18 protein-coding genes and 1 pseudogene are annotated in these 20,055 nt (G+C 74.8%); 10 read left to right on the top strand and 9 right to left on the bottom strand.

Translation table 11 applies throughout. The annotated features are described in order from the left end of the window. Nucleotides 1–232 precede the first annotated feature (232 nt). Nucleotides 233–1,549: a prenyltransferase/squalene oxidase repeat-containing protein gene (locus tag GFD30_RS25125; RefSeq protein WP_153027894.1), complete on the bottom strand. Its 1,317-nt coding sequence runs from the start codon at nucleotides 1,547–1,549 to the stop codon at nucleotides 233–235. A 375-nt stretch (nucleotides 1,550–1,924) separates the two neighbouring features. Between GFD30_RS25125 and GFD30_RS25120 the strand changes: the two genes are divergently transcribed. After that, complete coding sequence (locus tag GFD30_RS25120) at nucleotides 1,925–2,587, top strand: TetR/AcrR family transcriptional regulator (RefSeq protein WP_153027893.1); 663 nt, start codon at nucleotides 1,925–1,927, stop codon at nucleotides 2,585–2,587. Here GFD30_RS25120 and GFD30_RS25115 read toward each other — a convergent pair. The 5 genes and pseudogenes from GFD30_RS25115 to GFD30_RS25095 all read right to left on the bottom strand — a co-directional run. Beyond that, nucleotides 2,515–3,810, bottom strand: a pseudogene (locus GFD30_RS25115) (MinD/ParA family ATP-binding protein); the annotation flags it as partial. The gene GFD30_RS25120 and the pseudogene GFD30_RS25115 sit on opposite strands and share 73 nt — an antisense overlap. A 71-nt stretch (nucleotides 3,811–3,881) precedes the next feature. Next, nucleotides 3,882–5,078 carry a UvrD-helicase domain-containing protein gene (locus GFD30_RS26475; RefSeq protein ID WP_322633603.1) on the bottom strand — a complete coding sequence of 399 codons (1,197 nt, stop codon included), beginning with the start codon at nucleotides 5,076–5,078 and terminating at the stop codon, nucleotides 3,882–3,884. An 87-nt stretch (nucleotides 5,079–5,165) separates the two neighbouring features. Continuing rightward, complete coding sequence (locus GFD30_RS25105; RefSeq protein ID WP_153027897.1) at nucleotides 5,166–5,411, bottom strand: MoaD/ThiS family protein; 246 nt, start codon at nucleotides 5,409–5,411, stop codon at nucleotides 5,166–5,168. Beyond that, nucleotides 5,408–6,445 carry a GTP 3',8-cyclase MoaA gene (gene moaA / locus GFD30_RS25100; RefSeq protein WP_153027892.1) on the bottom strand — a complete coding sequence of 346 codons (1,038 nt, stop codon included), beginning with the start codon at nucleotides 6,443–6,445 and terminating at the stop codon, nucleotides 5,408–5,410. Before moaA ends, GFD30_RS25105 begins: the two co-directional genes overlap by 4 nt. Before the next feature lie 20 nt (nucleotides 6,446–6,465). After that, a complete protein-coding gene (locus tag GFD30_RS25095; RefSeq protein WP_153027891.1) occupies nucleotides 6,466–7,413 on the bottom strand; it encodes a fructosamine kinase family protein in 948 nt (315 codons plus the stop codon). Nucleotides 7,414–7,450: 37 nt separating this feature from the next. Here GFD30_RS25095 and GFD30_RS25090 point away from each other — a divergent pair, with 37 nt between their 5' ends. Beyond that, on the top strand, nucleotides 7,451–8,644 hold the full coding sequence (locus GFD30_RS25090) for a sulfotransferase family protein (protein WP_153027890.1): 1,194 nt from the start codon (nucleotides 7,451–7,453) through the stop codon (nucleotides 8,642–8,644). A gap of 217 nt (nucleotides 8,645–8,861) precedes the next feature. Here GFD30_RS25090 and serC read toward each other — a convergent pair whose 3' ends face one another. From serC to GFD30_RS25075, 3 genes are all read right to left on the bottom strand, one after another. Next, nucleotides 8,862–9,977, bottom strand: coding sequence for a phosphoserine transaminase (gene serC, locus GFD30_RS25085; protein ID WP_322633601.1), 1,116 nt, complete (start codon nucleotides 9,975–9,977; stop codon nucleotides 8,862–8,864). Nucleotides 9,978–10,086: 109 nt separating this feature from the next. Then, complete coding sequence (locus tag GFD30_RS25080) at nucleotides 10,087–12,093, bottom strand: PIG-L family deacetylase (RefSeq protein ID WP_153027888.1); 2,007 nt, start codon at nucleotides 12,091–12,093, stop codon at nucleotides 10,087–10,089. 114 nt (nucleotides 12,094–12,207) lie between these two features. After that, a complete protein-coding gene (locus tag GFD30_RS25075; RefSeq protein ID WP_125248306.1) occupies nucleotides 12,208–13,296 on the bottom strand; it encodes a citrate synthase 2 in 1,089 nt (362 codons plus the stop codon). 341 nt (nucleotides 13,297–13,637) lie between these two features. On the opposite strand from GFD30_RS25075, the gene GFD30_RS25070 reads away from it, so the two are divergent. The 8 genes from GFD30_RS25070 to GFD30_RS25035 all read left to right on the top strand — a co-directional run bounded on the left by GFD30_RS25070 (nucleotide 13,638) and on the right by GFD30_RS25035 (nucleotide 19,768). Continuing rightward, on the top strand, nucleotides 13,638–14,549 hold the full coding sequence (locus tag GFD30_RS25070; RefSeq protein WP_227997062.1) for an aldose 1-epimerase family protein: 912 nt from the start codon (nucleotides 13,638–13,640) through the stop codon (nucleotides 14,547–14,549). Between the two features lie 215 nt (nucleotides 14,550–14,764). Beyond that, complete coding sequence (gene ssd / locus GFD30_RS25065; RefSeq protein WP_153027887.1) at nucleotides 14,765–15,925, top strand: septum site-determining protein Ssd; 1,161 nt, start codon at nucleotides 14,765–14,767, stop codon at nucleotides 15,923–15,925. Continuing rightward, nucleotides 15,922–17,082, top strand: a complete 1,161-nt coding sequence (locus tag GFD30_RS25060) for a TadA family conjugal transfer-associated ATPase (protein ID WP_153027886.1) — start codon at nucleotides 15,922–15,924, stop codon at nucleotides 17,080–17,082. The genes ssd and GFD30_RS25060 overlap by 4 nt, the downstream gene beginning before the upstream one ends. Further along, a complete protein-coding gene (locus tag GFD30_RS25055; RefSeq protein ID WP_153027885.1) occupies nucleotides 17,079–17,756 on the top strand; it encodes a type II secretion system F family protein in 678 nt (225 codons plus the stop codon). Before GFD30_RS25060 ends, GFD30_RS25055 begins: the two co-directional genes overlap by 4 nt. Beyond that, nucleotides 17,753–18,355 (top strand): type II secretion system F family protein, encoded by a 603-nt coding sequence (locus tag GFD30_RS25050; protein WP_153027884.1) that lies wholly within the window; start codon nucleotides 17,753–17,755, stop codon nucleotides 18,353–18,355. The genes GFD30_RS25055 and GFD30_RS25050 overlap by 4 nt, the downstream gene beginning before the upstream one ends. A gap of 386 nt (nucleotides 18,356–18,741) precedes the next feature. Then, nucleotides 18,742–18,936, top strand: a complete 195-nt coding sequence (locus GFD30_RS28345) for a DUF4244 domain-containing protein (RefSeq protein WP_153027895.1) — start codon at nucleotides 18,742–18,744, stop codon at nucleotides 18,934–18,936. Nucleotides 18,937–18,971: 35 nt separating this feature from the next. After that, nucleotides 18,972–19,358: a TadE family type IV pilus minor pilin gene (locus GFD30_RS25040; protein WP_153027883.1), complete on the top strand. Its 387-nt coding sequence runs from the start codon at nucleotides 18,972–18,974 to the stop codon at nucleotides 19,356–19,358. Beyond that, on the top strand, nucleotides 19,355–19,768 hold the full coding sequence (locus GFD30_RS25035) for an Rv3654c family TadE-like protein (protein ID WP_153027882.1): 414 nt from the start codon (nucleotides 19,355–19,357) through the stop codon (nucleotides 19,766–19,768). Before GFD30_RS25040 ends, GFD30_RS25035 begins: the two co-directional genes overlap by 4 nt. Nucleotides 19,769–20,055 lie beyond the last annotated feature (287 nt).

Genomic DNA, 20,055 nt, shown 5'->3' with positions numbered 1-20,055 from the left:
CGGCCGTGCGGCACCGGGCACGCCGGCCCCGGGCGCGTCGGCACCGGGCACGCCGGCACTGTGGCGGGCGGGGCGTGTCCGATCGCCGCGCCCGTGGAGCCGAGGACGGCACGGGGGCGCGGCAGTGCGCAGGCAGCGCCCGCCGGATCGGCGGGCGCCGCCTGCGCGTCGTAGGTGTCGGAACACGGGCGGGCGCCGCCTGCGCGTCGTAGGTGTCGGAACACGGGCGGGGCTACTTGTCCTTGCCCTCGTCGCCGCCCGCCGGCTCGTCCGAAGCGGGCTCGCTGTCGGCGTTCGCGCCGGAGGCGTCCGATGCGGTCCCGCCGGCGGTGCCGGTCTCGTCGCCGATCTCGGCGCCCGCGGCGGGCGTGTCCGCGCCGGCGGTGTCGGCCGGAGCCGCGTCCGCGCCGCCGCGGCGGGCGCGGAGGGCGAACCCGAGGATCAGGAGGCCGGCCACGACCACGGCGGCGACGATCACCCAGGGCAGCCACGAGGCCGAACCGGAGTCCTCCTCGGCCGGGGTCGCTTCGCCCGCGACCGAGGACTCGCAGCCGTCGGCCGGCACGTCGGCGGCGGCGCCGGACGCGTCGAGCGTCGCGAAGTCCTGGCCCGCGACCGGGACGATCGCCTGGGCGGTCGCCAGCAGGCGCGTCGCCTCGCCGAAGTCCGGGTCCTCGGGGTCGGTGTACATGAACGCGCCCGGGGCCTCGCCCGTGCAGTCGAACTGGAGCGCCAGCAGGAACGCCACGGCCTGCGCGGCCGCTTCGTCGCTGCCGGCGGCGAGGAGCGCCTGCGCGGCCATCGCGGTCGAGTTCGCGTTCGCGCCGAAGCCGCCGTCGAAGCCGCCGTCCTCGCCCTGCGCGCCCTCGAGCCACGCCAACGCCGACTCGAGCTGCGCCGCCGCCGGCTCGCCGAGCACGACCAGCGCGGACACGGCCAGACCGGTCGTGTCGGGGTCGGAGACGCAGTCGTCCCCGCCGTCGGCGTCCGCGTAGCTGAACCCGCCGTCGGGGCACTGGACCGCCGCGAGACCGGCCGCGGCCGTCTCGGGGGCGGGCGTGTCGGTGCGCGAGAGGCCGAGCACGGCCCACGCGGTGGAGTCGGCGGTCCCGTCGCCGTAGTTGCCGTTCGCGGTCTGCGACGCGGTCACCTCGTCGGCGAGCCGGACGCCGCCGAAGTCGGTGGGGTCGCCGCCGGCGGTCGCGACCGCGTACATGACCTTCCCGGCCGAGCCGGCGTTGAACCCGGCCGCGCCGTCGGCGGTCGTGTTCACGTACGGGTCGAGGACCGCGGGGTCGTTGAGCCAGCCGAGGGTGGTCTCGACCTGGTCGCCGCCGACGCGGGCGGCGAGGAGCGCGAGGACCGCGTCGAGGGACGTCGACGGGTCCTGGTTCCAGGAGGTCCCGTCGGACTGGGCGACCAGCCAGGACGCGGCCGCCTCGGCGGGCTGCGCGAACGCGTCGGACTGGGCGTGGGCGGGCGCCGCCACGGTGAGCAGGGTGACGGGCAGGGCCGCTGCGGTGAGCAGGCGGCCGGCAAGGTGGCGCATTGCCTGACCTTTCCTAGAGCGAGTGGGTCTTCGGGCAGGCGGCTGCGCCGCAAGCGCCTGTAGACCACGACAGGCGTTGACATTTCCTGGGGCGCGGCGGGCATTCGGGCTCACGCGGGTGGACCGGGCGTTCACGAAGAAGGGTGCTCGGTTGTCGTCCTGGGACGACCGCGACTACCGTTGCGGGTCAGCGCCGGCCTTTCACCGGACTTCCCCCGCCTGGCGCCTGTTCAGTTTGGCCTCATTCTCGCGGGGGAGGGCGAGCAGTGTCAAGCCGACCGCCTCCGCAGTGCGACCGTTCACTCGCGCCACGTGAATCAACTCCCGCCTTGCGGTTATTGACCCGTAGCACCGGGTGTCGATACGGTGCACAACGTGAGCAGAAATAAGAACGCCGATTTGGACAGAGTCCTGCGCGCTGCGACACGGGTCTTCCTCGACCGGGGGTTCTCCGCCACCTCCATGTCGGACCTCGTGGCCGCCACCGGCATGAACCGCGCCGGGCTCTACGCCGCGTTCGGATCCAAGCACCAGCTCTACATCACCGCGCTGCAGCGATATAGGGACGACACGGAGCCCGAACTGCGGGCGATAGCCCGCCGCGCCGCCGACCGCGACGCGGAGCAGCCCGAGAACGGGGTGCTCGGCGCGATCGGCGAACTCCTCGACGTCGTCGTCCGGCAGTCCAAAGAGGGCGGTTTCATCGTGCGCGCCGCCGTCGAGCTCGCCGACGACCCGGCGACCATGCGCCGCGTCCAGGACGCCTGGAACGACCTCGAGCGCGACCTGGCCGCGATCCTCGCCCGCGCCGTCGAGCGCGGCGAGATCGCCCCCGCCGCCGACCCCGACCGACTCGCCCGCACCGCGCTCGTCTTCGTCCAGGGCGCCCTCGTCACCGGCCGCGCCGACGAGGACGACGGCCGCCTGGCCGACGCGACCGCCGGCCTGGTCGACCTCCTCGCCTCCTACAGCCCCTCGGCGACCGCCGCGCCGATCCGCAGCCAGGCCGCGGACGAGGCCTTGCTCAACGAGTCGTAGCGGATCGGCTCGCCCGAGTCGAGCAGCTTCTCGTACGGCGCCAGCAGCACCGCCCGGGTCCGGGCCGCGAAGTGCCGCTGCACCGCCGGCAGGTCCACGTCCTTGCGGTGGGCCGGCATCGACACCACCGACACCGCGCCGCGCACCAGGTCGCGCCGCCCGGTCTGCTCCAGGTGGTCGAGCATCCTCGCCGCGGTCTCCGCCGAGTCGTTCCGCGCCGACATCGTCACCACGAGCTGGTCGGTCGCGTCGATCGCCGCCTGCCAGTTCGCGGCCCGCACGTTGTTCCCGGTGTCGACGACGATCAGCTTGTAGAACCGCGACACCGCCTCCCGCAGGTCGCCGAACGACTGCGCGGTCAGCATCTCGCCGGCCGTGGCCGACTCGTCCGAGGCGAGCACGTCGAACATCGCGCCGCCCTGGGCGCGCACGTACTGCGACAGGTCGCCGATCCGCCCGGTCGGGCCCTTGAAGTGGTCGAGGTCGCGCAGCAGGTCCCGGACGGTGCGCACATGGAAGTCCTGCTGGGCGCGCATGCCCAGCGTCCCCTGCGTCTCGTTGTTGTCCCAGGCGAGGACGTAGCCGCCGCGGTGGCGGCCGAACGTCATCGCGAGCATGAGGACCGCGACGGTCTTGCCGGCGCCGCCCTTGGGGTTGACCACGGTGACCTGGCGCAGGCCCCCGAAGTTGCGGCGGACCGTCTCGACCGCGCGGTTGCGGGCCTGCTCGCGCGGGCCCGGAGGGAGGGCGATGACGCCGAGGCTGAGCCGGTGCAGGGCGCCGCGCAGGCCGGTCTCGGCGACCGGCGGGCGCGGCGGCACGACCCGGCGGGACGCGAAGTCGTCGGCGGTGACGCCGACCCGCTCGAGCGCGCCCGGGTGGTCGGGGAACACCGGCACCGGGACCCGCGCGGGCAGGTGCGACGGCCCCTGGGGCGGCGGCTGCGGCGCAGGCTGCTGCGAGGGCTGCGAAGGCTGCGGACCCTGCGAGGGCGGCGTCGGCCAGTCCGCGGCGGTCCGCGGGGCGCCGGGCATCGGCGTCGCGGGAGGCGGCGGCGCGCTCGGCACGTGGTCGGCGGCGCGCGGGCCCTCGGAGCCCTGGCCCGACGCGTGCCGGGCGTTCACTTCCGGCGGCGCGAACGGAGACCAGGCGGGAGCATCCGGCCGGTGCAGAGGAACGGTGTCCTCTTCGGTGTGCTCCATCGGGGCTCCCAGCGTGAGACGGCGGTTACCCGCCTATTGTGTCCCATGCCTTCGTGTCCGCGCGGGAACTCCGCGTGGTCGGACCGCCCGTGCTACAGCAGTCGCGGCTGCTCAGGGCCCGAGCGGATCTGAGGAACCATCCCGAATGGACTGAACAGGCCCTGGTCCACATCGGCCAGGAGGGGCGATCCGGAACCGGTGTGGGAGACGTAGGCGAGGTCCCTGGTGCGGCTGAGCGCGACGTACAGCTCGCGCCGCGCGGCGGCCGTGTTCGGCCAGTCCTCGGCGGTCACACCGGTGAGGCACACCACCCGGTACTCGCCGTCGGCGGCCTGGGCCACCGACATGCCGTCCGGGCCGATGACCGCGAACTCGTCGTCGGCGACCCCGAGCTCGGCGAGCCGATCGGTCAGCACCGCCACGAACCGCTTCTCGTCGTCGGCGTCGACCGCGAAGAACCGGCCGATCCCCGAACCCTCCAGGGCCGGGCGCTCGGGCTGCACGAGGCGGCCCGGGACGCGGCTGATCGGCTCGATCACCTGGGAGGCGGCGACGAGGACCGCGGCGGGGCTGCGGTGGTTGCGCGACAGGCGCATCACGTGCGCCTGCGGGAACTGATCGGCGAACGCCGCGAACGCGGCCGGCTCGCCGGCCGTCAGCGCCGAGTCCGGGTCGCCCGTGGCGGTCACGTCCGCTTCCGGCCCGCGGTGCTCGGTGAGCTGGCGGAACAGCCGCATCGGCATGCGCGGCAGGTCGTCGATGAACAGGTGGCCGAGCTCGGGCGGGGACGCGGCCGCGAAGTCGCCGAACTCGGCGACCGCGATCGCGGCGGCCTCGCGGCCCAGCAGCGCGCCCAGCTCGCGGCGGATGCGCGCGGCGCCCGGCGCGGACGCGGCCAGCACCAGGCACTGCCGGGCGGGCACGCCGAGCTCCTGCACCAGGTAGGCGGTGCGGCGGATGAGCAGGTGCGTCTTCCCGGTGCCGGGAGAGGCGTTGATGAGCAGGGGGCCGCGGCCGGCGGAGGCGGCGACGCGCTGCATCGCGTCCAGCGAGTCGAGCAGGCCCGCGCCGACCTCGTCCATGCCGGTCAGCAGCGGCGCGGACTCCATCCACGGGTCGGGCGTCCGCGTCGTCAGCGCCGGCTCGGGCATCGGCACGGCTTCGCGGACGTAGGTGGAGTGGGGCCGGTGCGAGCGGCGGCGCCGCTCGGCGGTGGTCCGCATTTCGGCCGAGAGCTCGAACAGCGGGGACGCCACCTGCGGCTGCTTTCGTTCATCAGGACGGCGCACCTATGCATCCTCGCAGACAGGCGACGCCCGCGAGCCAGCGGCTCCCGGTCCCGTCCCCGATTTCGCTCCCGGCCCGCGGTCGCGGACTCATCCGCCCGCGAACGGCGGCAGCACCTCGACCGTGACCCCCGCCGGCAGCGCCGTCGCGGGGTCCTTCGCGGCCAGGCCGTCCACCAGGAGCGTCGACGCCGAGAGGACCTTGCCGAGCGCGGGTCCGTGCCGGTCGGCCAGGACCGCCGTGAGCTCGCCGACGTCGGCGGCGTCCACCTGCTCCTCGGCGCGCCCGGCCGCCGCCTTCGCGCCCGCGAAGTACCGCACGGTGACCACGCTCAGCCCCCGATCGCGGACATCGGGCGGGCCGGCTGCAGGAACGACGGGTCGTCGATCCCGTGCCCGGGGAGCTTGCCCCACATCGCCTCGCGCCAGCGGTCGGCGACCTCCGCGTCCGAGGCGCCCTCGCGCAGGAGCCCGCGCAGGTCGGTCTCCCCGCGCGCGAACAGGCAGTTGCGGACCTGCCCGTCCGCGGTGAGGCGGGTGCGGTCGCAGTCGCCGCAGAACGGGCGGGTGACCGAGCCGATGACGCCGACCTTCGCCGGCCCGCCGTCGACGAGCCACGTCTCGGCCGGGGCCGAGCCGCGGTGCGCCGGGTCGGGCACCAGGTCGAACTCGGCGCGGAGCCGGTCGAGGATCTCCGCGGCGGTGACCATCTCGTCCCGGCGCCACACGCCGGCGGCGTCGAGCGGCATCTGCTCGATGAACCGCAGCTCGTAGCCGTGCTCGAGCGCGAACCGCAGGAGCGCCGGGGCCTCGGCGTCGTTGACGCCGCGCATGAGCACGGTGTTGATCTTGACCGGGGCGAGCCCGGCGGCGGCCGCGCCCTCGATGCCGCGGAGCGTCGCCTCGAGGCGGTCGCGCTTGGCGAGCTCCTTGAACGTGCCCGGGTCGAGCGTGTCGAGCGAGACGTTCACCCGGTCGAGCCCGGCGCCGACGAGCGCCCCGGCGAGCCGGTCGAGGCCGATCGCGTTGGTGGTCAAGGAGATCTCGGGCCGCGGATCCACGGCCGCGGCGTCCCTGACGATGTCGACCAGGCCCGGGCGCAGCAGCGGCTCGCCGCCGGTGAAGCGCACTTCGCGCACGCCGAGGTCGCGGACGGCGATGCGGACGAGGCGCGAGACCTCGGCGTCGGTCAGCAGCGTCGGCTTCGGCAGCCACGGCAGGCCGGCCTCGGGCATGCAGTAGGCGCAGCGGAGGTTGCACCGGTCGGTCAGGGAGACGCGGAGGTCGGTGGCGACGCGGCCGTGCCGGTCCCGCAGGCCGCCGGCGCGCGGACGCTCGGAGGCGCCGGGTGCGGGGATCGGTGCAGGCATGCTTCGAGCGTAGTCCCCCACTATGACAGTTTCGTAAAGTGAGACACGAGTCCCATGAGCTGGGAGCGGAAGGCGCGGCCGAACAAGGTCGTGTGGACCAGGAGCGGGAAGACCTGGTGCAGCGGAATCCGCTCCTCCCAGCCGTCCGCGAGCGGCGCGGCCTCGGCGTACCCGGCCAGGATCGCGTCGAGCAGCGGTGTCCCACCCCACAGCCGCAGGTTCGCCAGATCGGTCTCGCGGTGCCCCCCGTGCGCGGCCGGGTCGATGACCCAGGCCCGCTCGGCCCCCCACAGGACGTTGCCCCACCACAGGTCGCCGTGGACCCGCGCAGGCGGCTCCGGGGGCCCGGCGAGCCCCCCGAGCCGCGACGCGAGCCGCTCGACGGCCGCGACGTCCTCCGCGTCGAGCGCCCCGTTGTCGCGCGACGGCCGCAGGTACGGCTCGATCCGCCTCGCCGCGTACCACTCCGCCCACGTCGACCCGGCCGGGTCGTTGTCCATGAAGGTCTCGCCGATGTAGCCGCGCCAGGGCGCGCCGAACCGCTCCGCCCCGGCCGCGTGCATGCGCGCGAGCTCGCGGCCGAGCCCGGCGGCGTGCTCGCGGGTCGGCTCGGCCGGCTCGATCCACGGCTCGACGAGCATCGCGTCGTCGGCGTACAGCACCGGGACCGCCGCCGCGGTCGCCTCGCCGAGCCAGCGCAGCCCGTTCGCCTCCGCGGCCAGGTAGCCGGGCGCGCGGCCCTCGCTGAACTTCGCGAACAAGTGGGAGCCGTCGTCGAAGGTGAGGCGCTGGGCCGACGCGGAGCCGGCGCTCGGCGTCGCGGCCGGCATCGCGAAGTCGCTCGCCTTGACCGGCGTCGTGCGCACCCGCTGGTGCTCGATGAGCTGGGGCAGCAGCCGGAGGTCGCGGCGGTCGGGGGCTTCTCTCACCGTTTCAATGTAGCCGAACGCGATCGGCGCCCTGCGCATGAAAAACTCCTCGTGTTCGTACCCCGAGGAGGACCCCATGCGACGCACCGCCCACTGGCTCACCGCCGTCAACACGATCAGCGCCCCGCACGTCCGCCGGCAGCGGCGCAACGTCGACCGGGTCTTCGACGGGATGGTGCGCCGCGCCGAGCGGCAGGCCGAGAGCGACGCCTCGACCGCGCCGGAGTTCATCGACTCGTACCGGTTCCTGCTGCGGCAGGTCGCGAAGCAGGAGACCCTGTCGATGATCGGCTGGCAGGGCTACCTCGACGACCTCACCCGGCGGATGACGAACCACCTGCGCGTCGAGCGGCTCATCGCCGAGCAGCCCGAGATCGCGGCCGAGCCCGTGGACCGCCCGGTCGTCGTCGTGGGCCTCCCGCGCACGGCGACCACGCTCGCCCACAAGGTCCTCATCGAACCGGAGGGCAACCGGGCCCCGCTCATGTGGGAGCTGATGAACACCCACCGCGGCGACATCGACGCGAAGCTGCGCGACAAGCTCATCAAGGACGCGCAGACCATGGCGTCGCTGGCGAGCAAGGCGTCCCCGGTGTGGGACCTCATCCACCCGATGGACGCGCTCCAGCCCGAGGAGTGCGTGTTCGCGCTGCCGCACGGGTACGGGTTCTACACGCGCGCGCCGATGCCCGGGTACCGCCGTTTCATCGAGGAGCGCGACTACACGCCGGACTACGAGCACCTCAAGCGGGTCCTGCAGGTGCTGCAGTGGAACCGGCCGCGGCGGCGGTGGATCCTGAAGTGCCCGTTCCACCTGTTCAACCTGGACGTGCTGCTGAAGGTGTTCGGGGACGCGACGATCGTGTGGATGCACCGCGACCCGGCCACGGTCATGGGCTCGTGGTGCTCCCTTGTGGAGACCGGCCGGGCGCTGCACCACCGCTCGTACGATCCGGAGGCGATCGGCCCGGAGTGGCTCGACATCCTCTCCAAGGGCGTCGACGCGGCCCGGCGGGTGCGGGCCGCGGCGCCGCGGGAGCGGTTCGTGGACGTGCCGTACCACTCGCTCACGGCCGACCCGCACGCGTTCGTGCCCAAGCTGTTCGACCGGCTCGGGATGCCTTGGACCCCCAAGGACGAGGGCAACCTGGAGCGGGTGCTGGCCCGGCCGGGGATGCGCCGCAGCCACGAGTACCACCTGTCGCGGTACGGGATCGACATCGACGACGTCGAGGCGGCCTTCGGCGACTACGGCCGGCTCGGCTTCTGAGCCGGCTGATCTGAGCCGGGTCCCGGGGCGCGGGTCGTTGCGTCCCCGGGCCGGCGGGCCCCTTGGAACCGGAGGGCCGGGCCGCTGTGCGGCCCGGCCCTCGCGGTGCGCTGTCGTCGTTCCGGGATTGTCGGTGGCCGCCGGTACGGTCGTCTCGGTCGGGCGGCACGGCATGCGGGTGCCGGGCCGCCCGGCCGGCCGAAGCCGGTTGCCGCCGCTAGGCGAGCTTGCCCGCCACGTAGTCGATGGCCTCGGTGAGCTTGGCGGCGTCCGCCGGGTCCACGGCCGGGTAGGTGGCGATGCGGAGCTGGTTGCGGCCGAGCTTGCGGTACGGCTCGGTGTCGACGATCCCGTTGGCGCGAAGGACCTTCGCGATCTCGGCGGCGTCGACGCCTTCGAAGTCGACCGTGGCGACCACGTTGGAGCGAAGGGAGGGGTCGGTCACGAACGGCGTGGCGAACGCGCTCGCGTCGGCCCAGGAGTAGATCGTCCCGGCCGATTCGGCGCAGCGCTTGGCGGCGGCGTCGAGCCCGCCCGCGGCGTTGAGCGCGTCGACCTGCTCGGCGGCGAGCACCACCGTGGCCACGGCCGGGGTGTTGTACGTCTGCTCTTTGCGGGAGTTGTCGATCGCGGTCTTGAGGTCGAGGAACGCGGGGATGTACCGGCCGGAGGCGGCGATGCGCTCGGCGCGCTCGATCGCGGCGGGGCTGAGGATCGCGATCCACAGGCCGCCGTCGGACGCGAGGCCCTTCTGCGGCGCGAAGTAGTAGCAGTCGGTCTCGGTCAGGTCGACCGGGAGGCCCGCGGCGGCGGAGGTCGCGTCGTGGAGCATGAGCGCGCCCTCGTGCGGGATGCGCTTGACGTCCACGGCCACGCCGGTCGAGGTCTCGTTGTGCGGGGTGGCGTAGACGTCCACGCCCTCCTCGAACGACAGGTACGCGGCGGTGCCGGGCTCGGCGGTGACGATCGTCGGGTCGCCCAGGTGCGGGGCGATCTTGATCGCCTTGGCGAACTTCGAGCCGAACTCGCCGAAGCTGGCGGCCTGGGCCCGGTCGTCGACGAGGCCGAACACGGCGACCTCCCAGAACGCGGTCGCGCCGCCGACGCCGAGGACGACCTCGTAGCCGTCGGGGAGGCCGAAGAACTCGGCGAGGCCGGCGCGCAAGCGCCCGACCTGCGACTTCACGGCCTTCTGGCGGTGGGAGGTGCCCATGACGGACCCGCCGAGCCCGGACAGCGCGCGCATGGCCTCGGACGGCACCTTGGAGGGGCCGGATCCGAAGCGCCCGTCAGCGGGCAGCAGCTCTGCGGGGATGGTGATCTGGTCGGTCACGGTACGGCTCCGTTCTCGTCGGTCCTGGGCCTCACTGTAAACCCGGGCCTGCGGGGCGTGATCGCGCGGGCCCGGCCCGGCCGCAGGCTGGGACGCGCGGAGCGGCAGGTCAGGCCGCGGGCTCCCAGCCGACCGGCGGCGGCGCCCCGGGCGCGGCCTCGGCCGTCCACAGTCCGCCGTCGGCGCCGAGCGCCCACAGCCGGAGGGTCCCGTCGGCGCCGAAGGCGGCAGCGGGGCGCTTGAGGACGGTGACGTCGCCGCGGGTCCACGGCCTGGACAGGAGCGTGTACGGGCCGCCGTGGTCGAGGTCGGCGAGGTCGAGGACGAGGACCGCGGGGGCGCCGCTGCCGTCGTCGCACGCGACCGCGAGCGACCCGTCCGGGCCGATCGCGAGGGACGGCGCGAGGATGCCGCCCTCGAGCGGGACGAGCGTCCCGGTCCACGCCTCGCCGCGTCCGAAGTGGAGGACGACGTCGCTGCTCCCGGCGGCGCGGGAGGCGATCACGGCCCGCCCGTCGGGGGCCCGGACGGCGGTGACGGCGCTCGCGGGGATATGGACGGCGCCGTCGGGTCCGGGCAGGTCGAGGTCGCGGTGGGTCCAGGTGGTCCCGTCGCCCTCCCAGGCGGCGGTGTTGCCGGGGGTGGCGGCGACGATGGTGAAGGCGCCCGCGGCGCCGAACGCGGCGGGGGCCTCGTGGACGGCGGGTCCGTCGAGGCGGGCCCATGCGCCCCAGCCGGCGCCGGTGCGGACGCGGACGGCGAGTCCGCCCTCGGGGTGGCGCAGGCACGCGACCGCGGTGGTGCCGTCGTCGGCGGCGGCCGGCTGCCCGACGGTGCGCGCGTCCCCGCCGGACCCGGCGGGATTGCCGAGGTTCTCCCAGGCGCCGGTCTCCAGGTCCAGGCAGTGGAGGTCGCGCACATGCCCGTCCGGGTCCCGGGAGAACACCGGGCCGACCGCGTACAGGCGGTGGCCGGCGCCGGCGAGCGAGGGCAGCAGCACCGGTCCGCCGAGGTCCTCCCAGCCGCCGCGGTGGATCGCGGCCCGGCCGCCGCGGACGGCCGCCGCGGTCGCGCCGTCGACGGCCGCGAGCGCCTGCGTGTAGCGGGGGTGGGTGCCGTGGCCGTAGGTGATGCCGGCGCCGGGTCCGACGATGAGGCGGTCGCCGCATCCGGGCGCGTGGTCGCAGCCGGCGCCGTCGGACCACGCGTACGCGTCCAGGGCGCCGCCTTTGGCCTCGAGGTCGGCGGGGCCGAGGTTGCCGGGCCAGCGGCGGTTGTAGTAGCCGCGCCAGGACTCGACGGTCGCCTCGCCGCCCCAGGCGGCGAGGGCGTCCCAGGCGAAGAGCGCGGCGGCGGTGTGGTCGATGTGGTCGGAGAAGCCGGGCTGCTCGGCGCCGAGCTTTGCGCCGACGACCGGGTCCGGGTCGGGGTCGAGCGTGTTGACCGCGGCCGGCGCGTACCGTTCGAGCAGCTCGACGAGGGTGGCCCGGACCGTGGATCGGTCCACGGTGGACTCCGAGGCGAGCGGCGAGCCGGCCGGCGGCAGGACCGCCGATGCATCGAGCCGGCCCTCCCACAGGGCCAGGAGCCGCGTGAAGTCGCCGGTGACGCGCCCGAGGTTCGTCCACAGCGAGCAGAACACGAGGTGCACTTCGGGGCGGTCGCGCAGGACGCACAGCTCGACGTCCTGACCGGAGCCGAGGGTCGCGCCGCGCCGGTCCCAGGGGGCGTCGGGGTCGCCGAGGGCCATGAGCGCGTAGGCGCGGCGCAGGCCGTTGCCGCGCGCGGCGGCGTACCCGGCGTAGTCGACCGGCGCGGCGGTGTCCCAGGTGTTGCGCCCGTCGGCCTCGCCGGCGGTGAGGACCACGGTGCACAGGTTCGCGCCGTCCTCGAGGACGCGGGCGATCCGCGGGTTGAGGAAGTAGAGGCAGTCGTCGGCGTGCGCGCCGATCTGGAGGTGGACGGGCCCGGTGCGGGGCGGGTCGGGGAAGGTCGCGCCCGAGGCGGCGTCCCACACCGACCGGGTGCTCTCGGCCGCCGCGGCGGTCACGGCCAGCCCGGCGAGACCGCCGACCAGGAGGTCGCGGCGGCGCAGCTGCGGTGGCCGGGAGGGCATGTGGCGTCTCGTTCGGGTGGTCCGGGGTTCCGGGCCGATCCTATCCGGACGCCGGGGAGCGCGAAGCGGCCCGCACCCCGGGGTGGGGCGCGGGCCGCTCTCGGCGCTTGCGGGCTACTGCCAGCCCTCGACCTCGTCGAGGCCGCGCGGGCCGGGGCCGACGTAGGTCGCGGACGGGCGCACGATCCGGCCGAGCTTCTTCTGCTCGAGGATGTGGGCGCTCCAGCCGGCCACGCGGGCGCAGGTGAAGATCGGCGTGAACAGCTCCGGCGGGACCTCGGCGAAGTCGAGGAGCACCGCGGACCAGAACTCGACGTTGGTGGCGAGGACGCGGTCGGGCTTGCGGGCGCGCAGCTCGGCGAGGGCCGCGGACTCCAGGGCCTCGGCGACCTCGTAGCGCGGGGCGCCCAGTTCCTTCGCGGCGGCGCGGAGCACGCGCGAGCGCGGGTCCTCGGCGCGGTAGACGCGGTGGCCGAAGCCCATGAGGCGCTCGCCCGAGTCCAGCAGGTTCTTGACGTAGCCGGCGGCGTCGCCGGACTTCTCGACGCCCTCGATCATGTGGAGCACGCGGGAGGGGGCGCCGCCGTGGAGCGGGCCGGAGAGCGCGCCGATGCCGGAGGAGATCGCGGCGGCGGCGTCGGCGCCGGTGGAGGCGACCACGCGGGAGGTGAAGGTGGAGGCGTTCATGCCGTGCTCGGCGGCCGACATCAGGTACGTGTCGACGGCCTTGACGTGCGCCGGGTCGGGCTCGCCGCGCCAGCGGCGCATGAACCGCTCGGTGATGGTCTCGGCCTTGTCGATCTCCGACTGGGGCACGGCCGGGCGGCCGGAGCCGCGGGCGGACTGGGCGATGAACGACAGCGTGGTGACCGACACCCGGGCGAGATCGTCCCGGGCGGTCTCGTCGTCGATGTCGAGCAGCGGCTTGAGGCCCCAGTAGGGGGCCAGCATGGCGACGGCGGCCTGGGCGTCGACTCGCGTGTCGCCTGAGGAGACCGGGACGGGCACGGGCTCGGCGGCGGGCAGGCCGCTCCCGAACTTCCCGTCGACGAGGAGTCCCCATACGTCGCCGTAGGTGCTCTGCGCTACCAGGTCCTGGATATCCACCCCGCGGTAGCGAAGCGAACCACCCTCCTTGTCAGGCTCGGCGATCTCGGTTTCGAAGGCGATGACGCCCTCGAGGCCGGGCTTGAACTCAGACATCGTTGTACTCCTGAGTGTGTTGTCCCTGTGGTTGCCGACCGGGGGCTTCCGGGAGGCGACGGTTCGTAGTTATCTGGAAATGGTGCCTCAAGGCGGTCCGGGACGGAAGTGCCCGCGGCGCGGGGGTGATCCTGAATGCCGGTACAGAAGTGGCGCAAAATATGAGACAAGGTTCGTGAGCCTGGGTATTTGTCCGGTATTGTCGGTTTCGATGGGAGGGTTTCGATAATGGGTCTTGTTGGTTTCAACGGTTTCCTGCGATCTCGCCCACATCGACATGCGTGCCGCAGGTCATCCGACATGAGCTAACGTCAAAGCACATCCAGCCCATCGATAACGACATGGAGGTAACCCCTATGGCGCTGTCCGGCGAGCAATGGGTGATCGCCTACAACGACCACGAGGCCACCATCGTCGCTGTCGGCGGCGGAGTGCGCTCGTACTCCTACCGCGGACGTCCGGTGGTCATGACCTACGGCGACGAGGAACTCGCCCCCGGCTGGTCCGGGCACGTCCTGGCCCCCTGGCCCAACCGCGTCCGCGACGGCAAGTACACCTTCGACGGCACCGACTACCAGCTCCCGGTCAACGAGATCGAGACCAACACCGCGCTCCACGGTTTCGTCGCCTGGGCCGAGTGGAACGCCGTCGACGTCACCGACACCTCCGTGACGCTCGAATGCCGGCTCCCCGCCCGACTCGGCTACCCCTGGACGCTCCAACTGCGCACCCGCTGGTCGGTCGGCCCCGGGGGCCTCCGCGCCGCCCACACCGTGTCCAACCCCGGCACCAGGACCGCCCCCTTCGGCATGGGCACCCACTCGTACCTCCTCCCCGGCTCCCTCGAGCGGATCGACGAGGCCACCCTCCACGTCCCGGCCGGCAAGAAGCTCAAGCTCGACAAGCAGAGCATCCCCGTCGGCTCCGGACCCGCCGACTTCGTCGAGCCGACCGTCCTCAAGGACCTCGTCATCGACGACGCCTACGGCGACCTCAAGCGCGGCTCCGACGGGAAGGCCGAAGTGCGGCTGGCCGACCCCGTCTCCGGACAGGCCGTCACCGTCTGGATGGACGAGTCGTTCGGCTGGGTCCACATCTACACCTCCGACGGCCTCGAAGGCGACCGCAAGCGCGCCTCCGTCGCCATCGAACCGACCACCTGCCCGCCGAACGCCCTCGCCACCGGCGAGGACCTCATCGAGCTCTCGCCCAGCGAGGCCTGGTTCGGCGTCTGGGGCATCCGCCCCGAATAGGAACCGCGAACGCACCCGAGGGACCGTCCCGCCAGGACGGTCCCTCTCGGCGTCCCAGGACCCGAGACGCCCTCGCCTCAGGCGGTCGTCCACAGGCCCGGCACGCCAGGGACCGGAGGTTATCCACAGGCGGGAAATTCCTCCTTGCCGGTTTCCGGCCGCACCGGTCAAGGTTGCTCCAAGTCACGCGAACACCACACAGCGTAGGAGCAACCATGGCCGCCACACTCGACCGCACCACCGCCACCGCCGCACCCGCCGCCGAATCCCTCCTCGTCACCGCCGACGACCGGCTCGCCGAAGAGGTCGTCCCGCTCGCCGCCGCGGCCGGCCACCCCCTGCGCCGCGTCCACCACCCCCTCGACGCCGAAAGCGCCTGGATGCGCGCCCCCATGGTCCTCGTCGGACCCGACCTCGCCCCCGAATGCATCGCCTGCGAGTTCCCCGGCCGCGACCACCTCATCCTCTGCACCACCATGGCCTGGCTCGGCGCCGACTCCACCGACGCCTCCATGCTCTGGCCCCTCGCCATCCAGATGCGCGCCGCCAGCGTCATCGCCCTCCCCGGCGCCGACGCCTGGCTCATCGACCTGTTCACCCGCACCGCCCTCGACACCGAACCCGCACCCGTCGTCGCCACGGTCGCCGGCCACGGCGGCGCCGGCGCCTCCACCCTCGCCCTCGCCGCCGCCACGAGCGCCGCCCGCGAAGGCCGGCGCACCGTCCTCATCGACCTCGACCACACCGGCGGCGGCATCGACGCCGCCGCCGGACTCGCCGCGCAACCGGGCTGGCGCTGGCCGTCCCTCACCGGCGGCACCGGCCTCCTCGAACCCGAGCGGCTCCTCGACGGCCTGCCGCGCCGCGGCGGCCTCCACCTGGTCGGCCCCGACCCGCGCAACCCCGCCGACGTCCCGGCCGACGCCTTCGACCAGGTCCTGCGCGCCGCCCGCCTCGCCGCCGACCTCGTCGTGGTCGACCTGCCCCGCGCCCGCACCGACGCGGGCGTCCGCGCCGCCACCGCCGCCCGCTCGGTCGCCGTCGCGATCGGCCCGGGCGACCGCTCCTGGGAGGCCGCCCGCAGCGTCACCGCCGCCTACGGCCTCTACAACGCCCACCTCGGCGTCGTCCTCCGCGGCGACGCCCGGCCCCGCCCCTCGGGCGTCGCCTGGGACGGGCCGCTCGAAGCGGACTGGTCCGAACCGCCGGTGTGGGGCGCGATCCCCACCGACCGGCGCCTGCCGGTCCTGCTCCGCCAGGGCCGGGTCCCGCGCGGGCGCCTCGCCCGCGGCATCAGCGACCTCACCGGGGAGCTCAGCCGCGAACGCCCCCGCCGCGACCTCGCCCTCGCCGGCCGGACGGGCGCCGTCCGATGAGCCTCGAACTGCTGGACAAGGTCCGGCGCCAACTCGCCGCCCAGTCCCGGCCCGGCAGCCGCGACGCCGCCTCCGGCACCGCCGAGATCGTGCGGGCCCTGCGCGCCTCCGGGGCCGCGCCGCCGGACCAGACGTCGCTCCTGCGGCTCTCGGAGGCGCTGAGCGGCGACCTGATCGGCGCCGGCCCGCTCCAACCGCTCCTGGACGACCCCGCGGTCACCGACGTGGTCGTCAACGGCGCGGGCGGCGTCTGGGCCGACCGCGGCGACGGCCTGCGCCGCACCGACCTCCGGCTCGGCCGCGCCGACACGGTCCGCTCCCTCGCCTGCCGCCTCGCCGCGGCGGCGGGCAGGCGCCTCGACGCCGGCAGCCCGTACGCGGACGTGCGCCTCCCGGACGGCACCCGCTTCCACGCCGTCCTCCCGCCGATCGCCACCGACGGCCCGTACCTGTCCTTCCGCACCCACCGGTCGAAGGCATTCACGCTCACCCAGCTGGTCGAGGCCGACACGCTCACCGCCGACATGGCCGACCTCCTCCTGCGCATGATCAGGGCCCGCCTTCCCTTCCTGGTGACCGGCGGGACCGGCTGCGGCAAGACCACGCTGCTGGCGAGCCTGCTGTCCAACGCGCCCGCGGACGAACGCATCGTCGTGGTCGAGGACGCCGCCGAACTCGCCCTCGACCACCCGCACGCGCTCACGCTCGAATCCCGGCCGGCGAACGTCGAAGGCGCCGGCGCGGTCGACCTCGCGGCCCTGGTCCGCCAGGCCCTGCGGATGCGCCCGGACCGGATCGTCGTCGGCGAGTGCCGCGGCGCCGAGGTCGTCGAACTCCTCGGCGCGCTCAACACCGGCCACGAGGGCGGCGCGGGGACGCTGCACTGCAACACCGCCGCCGACGTGCCCGCCCGGCTCGAAGCACTCGCGCTCCCGCACGGCCTGCCGCGCGCGGGGCTCCACGCCCAGCTCGTCGCGGCCCTGCGCGTCGTCGTCCACCTGAAACGCACCGGCGCCGGCCGCCAGGCGACCGAGATCGCCGTCATCGACTCCGGTCCCAGCGCCGCCGGGCTCACCGTCTCCGCCGCCTGGACCCGCCACGGACCGGGACCGTCCGCCGGGATCCTCGAACGCCTACTGAGGGAGCGAACCGCATGACCGCCATCGCCAACGCCCTGATCACCTACCGGCCCAAGACCACCGCCGCCGGTGTCGCCCTCGCCGCCGCACTGCTCGCGGCCTGGCTCGCCGGGTACCGGCACCAGGGCGGCCTCGGCCCGCTCGCGGCCGCCACCGCGGCGGCGATCGCCGCGGTCTACGCCGCGGCCGCCGTCACCGCCCGGCACCGGGCCCTGTGCCGCAGACGCCGGCGCGAGGCCGACCGCGCCGCCGCCGACACGGTCGCCTACCTGGCGGCCGACCTCGCCGCGGGGACCGACCCGGTCCGCGCCCTCGCCGCGGCCGAACCCGACTGGCCCGCCGAAGCCGAAGCCACCGCCGCCCGGCTCCGGTCCGCGCTCACGATCGCCGCCGACCTGGGCGCCCCCGCGGCCGAACTCTGCCGCCGGCTCGCCGAGCACCTCCGCGACACGCAGCAGGCCGCCGCCCGGGCCCACGCCCAGACCGCGTCGATCCGCACCACCGCCGCACTGCTCATCGCACTCCCGGTGGCCGGTATCGGCTTCGGCGAGATGCTCGGCGCCGGAGCGCTCGCGTACCTCCTCGCGAACCCGCTCGGCATCGCCGCCGCGGCGACCGCGATCGGACTGCAGGCCGCGGGCGTCGCCTGGACGGGCGCGATCATCGGCTCGGTCGGCACGGGAGGCGCATGATGCACCGGCACCTCATCGGCCCGCTCGCGGGCGTCGCCGCCGCCATCGCCGTCGGCGGACCGGTCGGCATCGTCGCAGGCTTCACGACCTGGTGGCTCACCGTCCGGCTCCTGCGACCCGACCCCGACCGCGCCGAGCGGACCGCGGCTGAGCGCCTCGCGCCGTCGTGGCCGTGGACGCTCGACCTCATCGCGGCCGGGCTCCGCTCCGGCGCACCGTTCCCGCAGGTCGCCTTCGCGGTAGCCGACGCCGACGACCCGGACATCGGCGACCGCCTCAACCGGTTCGCCGGAGCGATCCACCTCGGCGCCACCGCGTCCGAGGCGCTCCCCGAACTCGGCCGGCTCCCGGGAGCGGACCGCCTCGCCCGCCACCTCGACCGCTCCGGCGACACCGGCGCGGCCATGGCGGGAGGACTCGAGCAGCTCGCGTCGTCCCTCCGCGCCGAGCAGCGCACCAGGACCGAAGAACGCGCGGGACGCGCCGCGGTCGCCCTCGTGGGCCCGCTGTGCCTGTGCTTCCTGCCCGCGTTCGTGATCGCCGGGATCGGGCCCGTGGTGCTCGGCGTCGTCGCCGAGACCCTGGCCCCCGGCCTCTGACCAGACCGACACGAAAACCGAAGAGAGGAAACGCCATGCGCACCGACACCGACACCACGATCGCCCTGCCGACCCGCCGCCCGTCTCCCGGCCGGCCCGGCGCCTACCAGACCGCGTGCCGGCCCGACCCCGGCCGCCGGCCCGCCTGCCGCACCGAGGGCTGCGGCGCCCCGAGATGCCGGCCGCCCCGGCAGGAACCCGAAGCCGAGCACGCCGACATCGAGAGCACCGACCCGACCGCCGCCGGCGACCCGGCCTGGTGCCCGGGCCCGAACCGCGCCCGCACGCCGATCGCCTCGGAAGCACCGCAGGTCCCCGACGACCGCCCGGCCTCCCGCTACCGCCGACCGGGCCCCGAGGAGCCCGACGAGTGGCGCCCGGGCCGCATGCGCGCCATCGCGAAACCGAGCTGGGGCGGCAGGTTCGCCTCCCGGATGCGCGGGGAGAGCGGGATGAGCACCGCCGAATACGCCATCGGGACGTTGGCGGCCGTCGCGTTCGCGGGCGTGCTCCTGAAGGTGCTCACCTCCGGGCCCGTCCAAAGCGCCCTGCAGTCCCTGGTCGAGCGGGCCCTCTCATGAAGCCGCGGAGCCGCGCGACGACCAGGCGGGCGCCAGTGAAGCGGGGGCGCCCGCCCAACCGGCGGCACCGGAGCCGCGACGATCCGGGCCAGCGGGGCTTCGTCACGGCCGAGATGGCCGCGGCGCTTCCGGCGGTGGTCGCGGTCCTGGCGCTCGGCTTGTGGGCGGTGTCCGCGATCGGTTTGAAGGTGAGGGCGATCGACGCGGCCAACAGCGCCGTGATCGCCGCGGCGCGAGGCGAGGACGCCCAGGCGATCGCGGCGGTCTACCTGCCCGACGGCGCGTCGGTCGCCGTCTCCGACGACGGCGAGGTCGCCCGCGTGGTGGTCACGGCGGGGACCCGGCCGCTCGGACCGTTGACACCGTCGATGACCATCACCGCGACGGCCGTCGCACCGCTCGAACCGGGGCTGGTCCGATGAGCCGCGTCCGCATCGGTCCCCGCCTGAGCGCACGGGACCGCCGCCGCCCGGAGCCGCCTCGCGATGGCGAACGCGGCTCGGCGACGGTCCTGGCGGCCGGGGTCGCAGCGGCGCTGGTCGCCACCGCGGTGGCGTTCACGGCGATCGGCCAGGCCGGCGCGGCCCGCCATCGCGCCCAAGGCGCGGCGGACGCGGCGGCCCTGGCAGGCGCGGCGCGGGTCCTGTTCGGCGAGAACGAGGCGTGCGGGGCCGCGGAGGCGATGGTGGACAGGACCTCGGCCGAGTTCGTCCGGTGCGAAGTGAGCGGCCTCGAGGTGACGGTGTACGTCACCGCGACGCCGACCGGCATCCCGCAGGCCCTCGGCCCGGCCCGAGCCGTCTCCCGGGCCGGGCCGGTCCTCACCGAGTAGCCGTCCCGACCGACGACGAGGAATGGCCCCGGCGGCCGAGGCCAGGCCGCCGGGGACCTGGAACGACACAGAGCTTCTACGAGTATTCGGTGTGCTGGTAGGCGGAGGGTGGGCACGGGGAGGGGGAGGGGCCCCGGAATCCGTCCGCCCGCGGTCCCTTCCGGCGCTTGCCGAACCGGCGGCCGCGCGGTTCGCTCAGTCGGCGAGGGGCGAGGGGCGAGGGGCGAGGGGCGAGGGGCGAGGGGCGAGCCCGGAATCGGGTTCCGGCGACCGTTCGAAGCGCCCTC

The organism is Glycomyces albidus, from assembly GCF_009451885.1.
Taxonomy (GTDB): Bacteria; Actinomycetota; Actinomycetes; order Mycobacteriales; family Micromonosporaceae; genus Glycomyces; species Glycomyces albidus.
This window is presented reverse-complemented; position numbering and strand designations above follow the sequence as displayed.

What these genes read in the sequence shown, in the direction of transcription:
- GFD30_RS28345 (WP_153027895.1), top strand. Translation starts at nt 18,742, where the DNA reads ATGCGCGCCATCGCGAAACCGAGCTGGGGCGGCAGGTTCGCCTCCCGG.
- GFD30_RS25095 (WP_153027891.1), bottom strand. Translation starts at nt 7,413, where the DNA reads ATGCGCAGGGCGCCGATCGCGTTCGGCTACATTGAAACGGTGAGAGAA.
- GFD30_RS25055 (WP_153027885.1), top strand. Translation starts at nt 17,079, where the DNA reads ATGACCGCCATCGCCAACGCCCTGATCACCTACCGGCCCAAGACCACC.
- GFD30_RS25080 (WP_153027888.1), bottom strand. Translation starts at nt 12,093, where the DNA reads ATGCCCTCCCGGCCACCGCAGCTGCGCCGCCGCGACCTCCTGGTCGGC.
- GFD30_RS25125 (WP_153027894.1), bottom strand. Translation starts at nt 1,549, where the DNA reads ATGCGCCACCTTGCCGGCCGCCTGCTCACCGCAGCGGCCCTGCCCGTC.
- GFD30_RS25090 (WP_153027890.1), top strand. Translation starts at nt 7,451, where the DNA reads ATGCGACGCACCGCCCACTGGCTCACCGCCGTCAACACGATCAGCGCC.
- moaA (WP_153027892.1), bottom strand. Translation starts at nt 6,445, where the DNA reads ATGCCTGCACCGATCCCCGCACCCGGCGCCTCCGAGCGTCCGCGCGCC.
- GFD30_RS25060 (WP_153027886.1), top strand. Translation starts at nt 15,922, where the DNA reads ATGAGCCTCGAACTGCTGGACAAGGTCCGGCGCCAACTCGCCGCCCAG.
- GFD30_RS25075 (WP_125248306.1), bottom strand. Translation starts at nt 13,296, where the DNA reads ATGTCTGAGTTCAAGCCCGGCCTCGAGGGCGTCATCGCCTTCGAAACC.
- GFD30_RS25050 (WP_153027884.1), top strand. Translation starts at nt 17,753, where the DNA reads ATGATGCACCGGCACCTCATCGGCCCGCTCGCGGGCGTCGCCGCCGCC.
- ssd (WP_153027887.1), top strand. Translation starts at nt 14,765, where the DNA reads ATGGCCGCCACACTCGACCGCACCACCGCCACCGCCGCACCCGCCGCC.
- GFD30_RS25070 (WP_227997062.1), top strand. Translation starts at nt 13,638, where the DNA reads ATGGAGGTAACCCCTATGGCGCTGTCCGGCGAGCAATGGGTGATCGCC.
- GFD30_RS25035 (WP_153027882.1), top strand. Translation starts at nt 19,355, where the DNA reads ATGAGCCGCGTCCGCATCGGTCCCCGCCTGAGCGCACGGGACCGCCGC.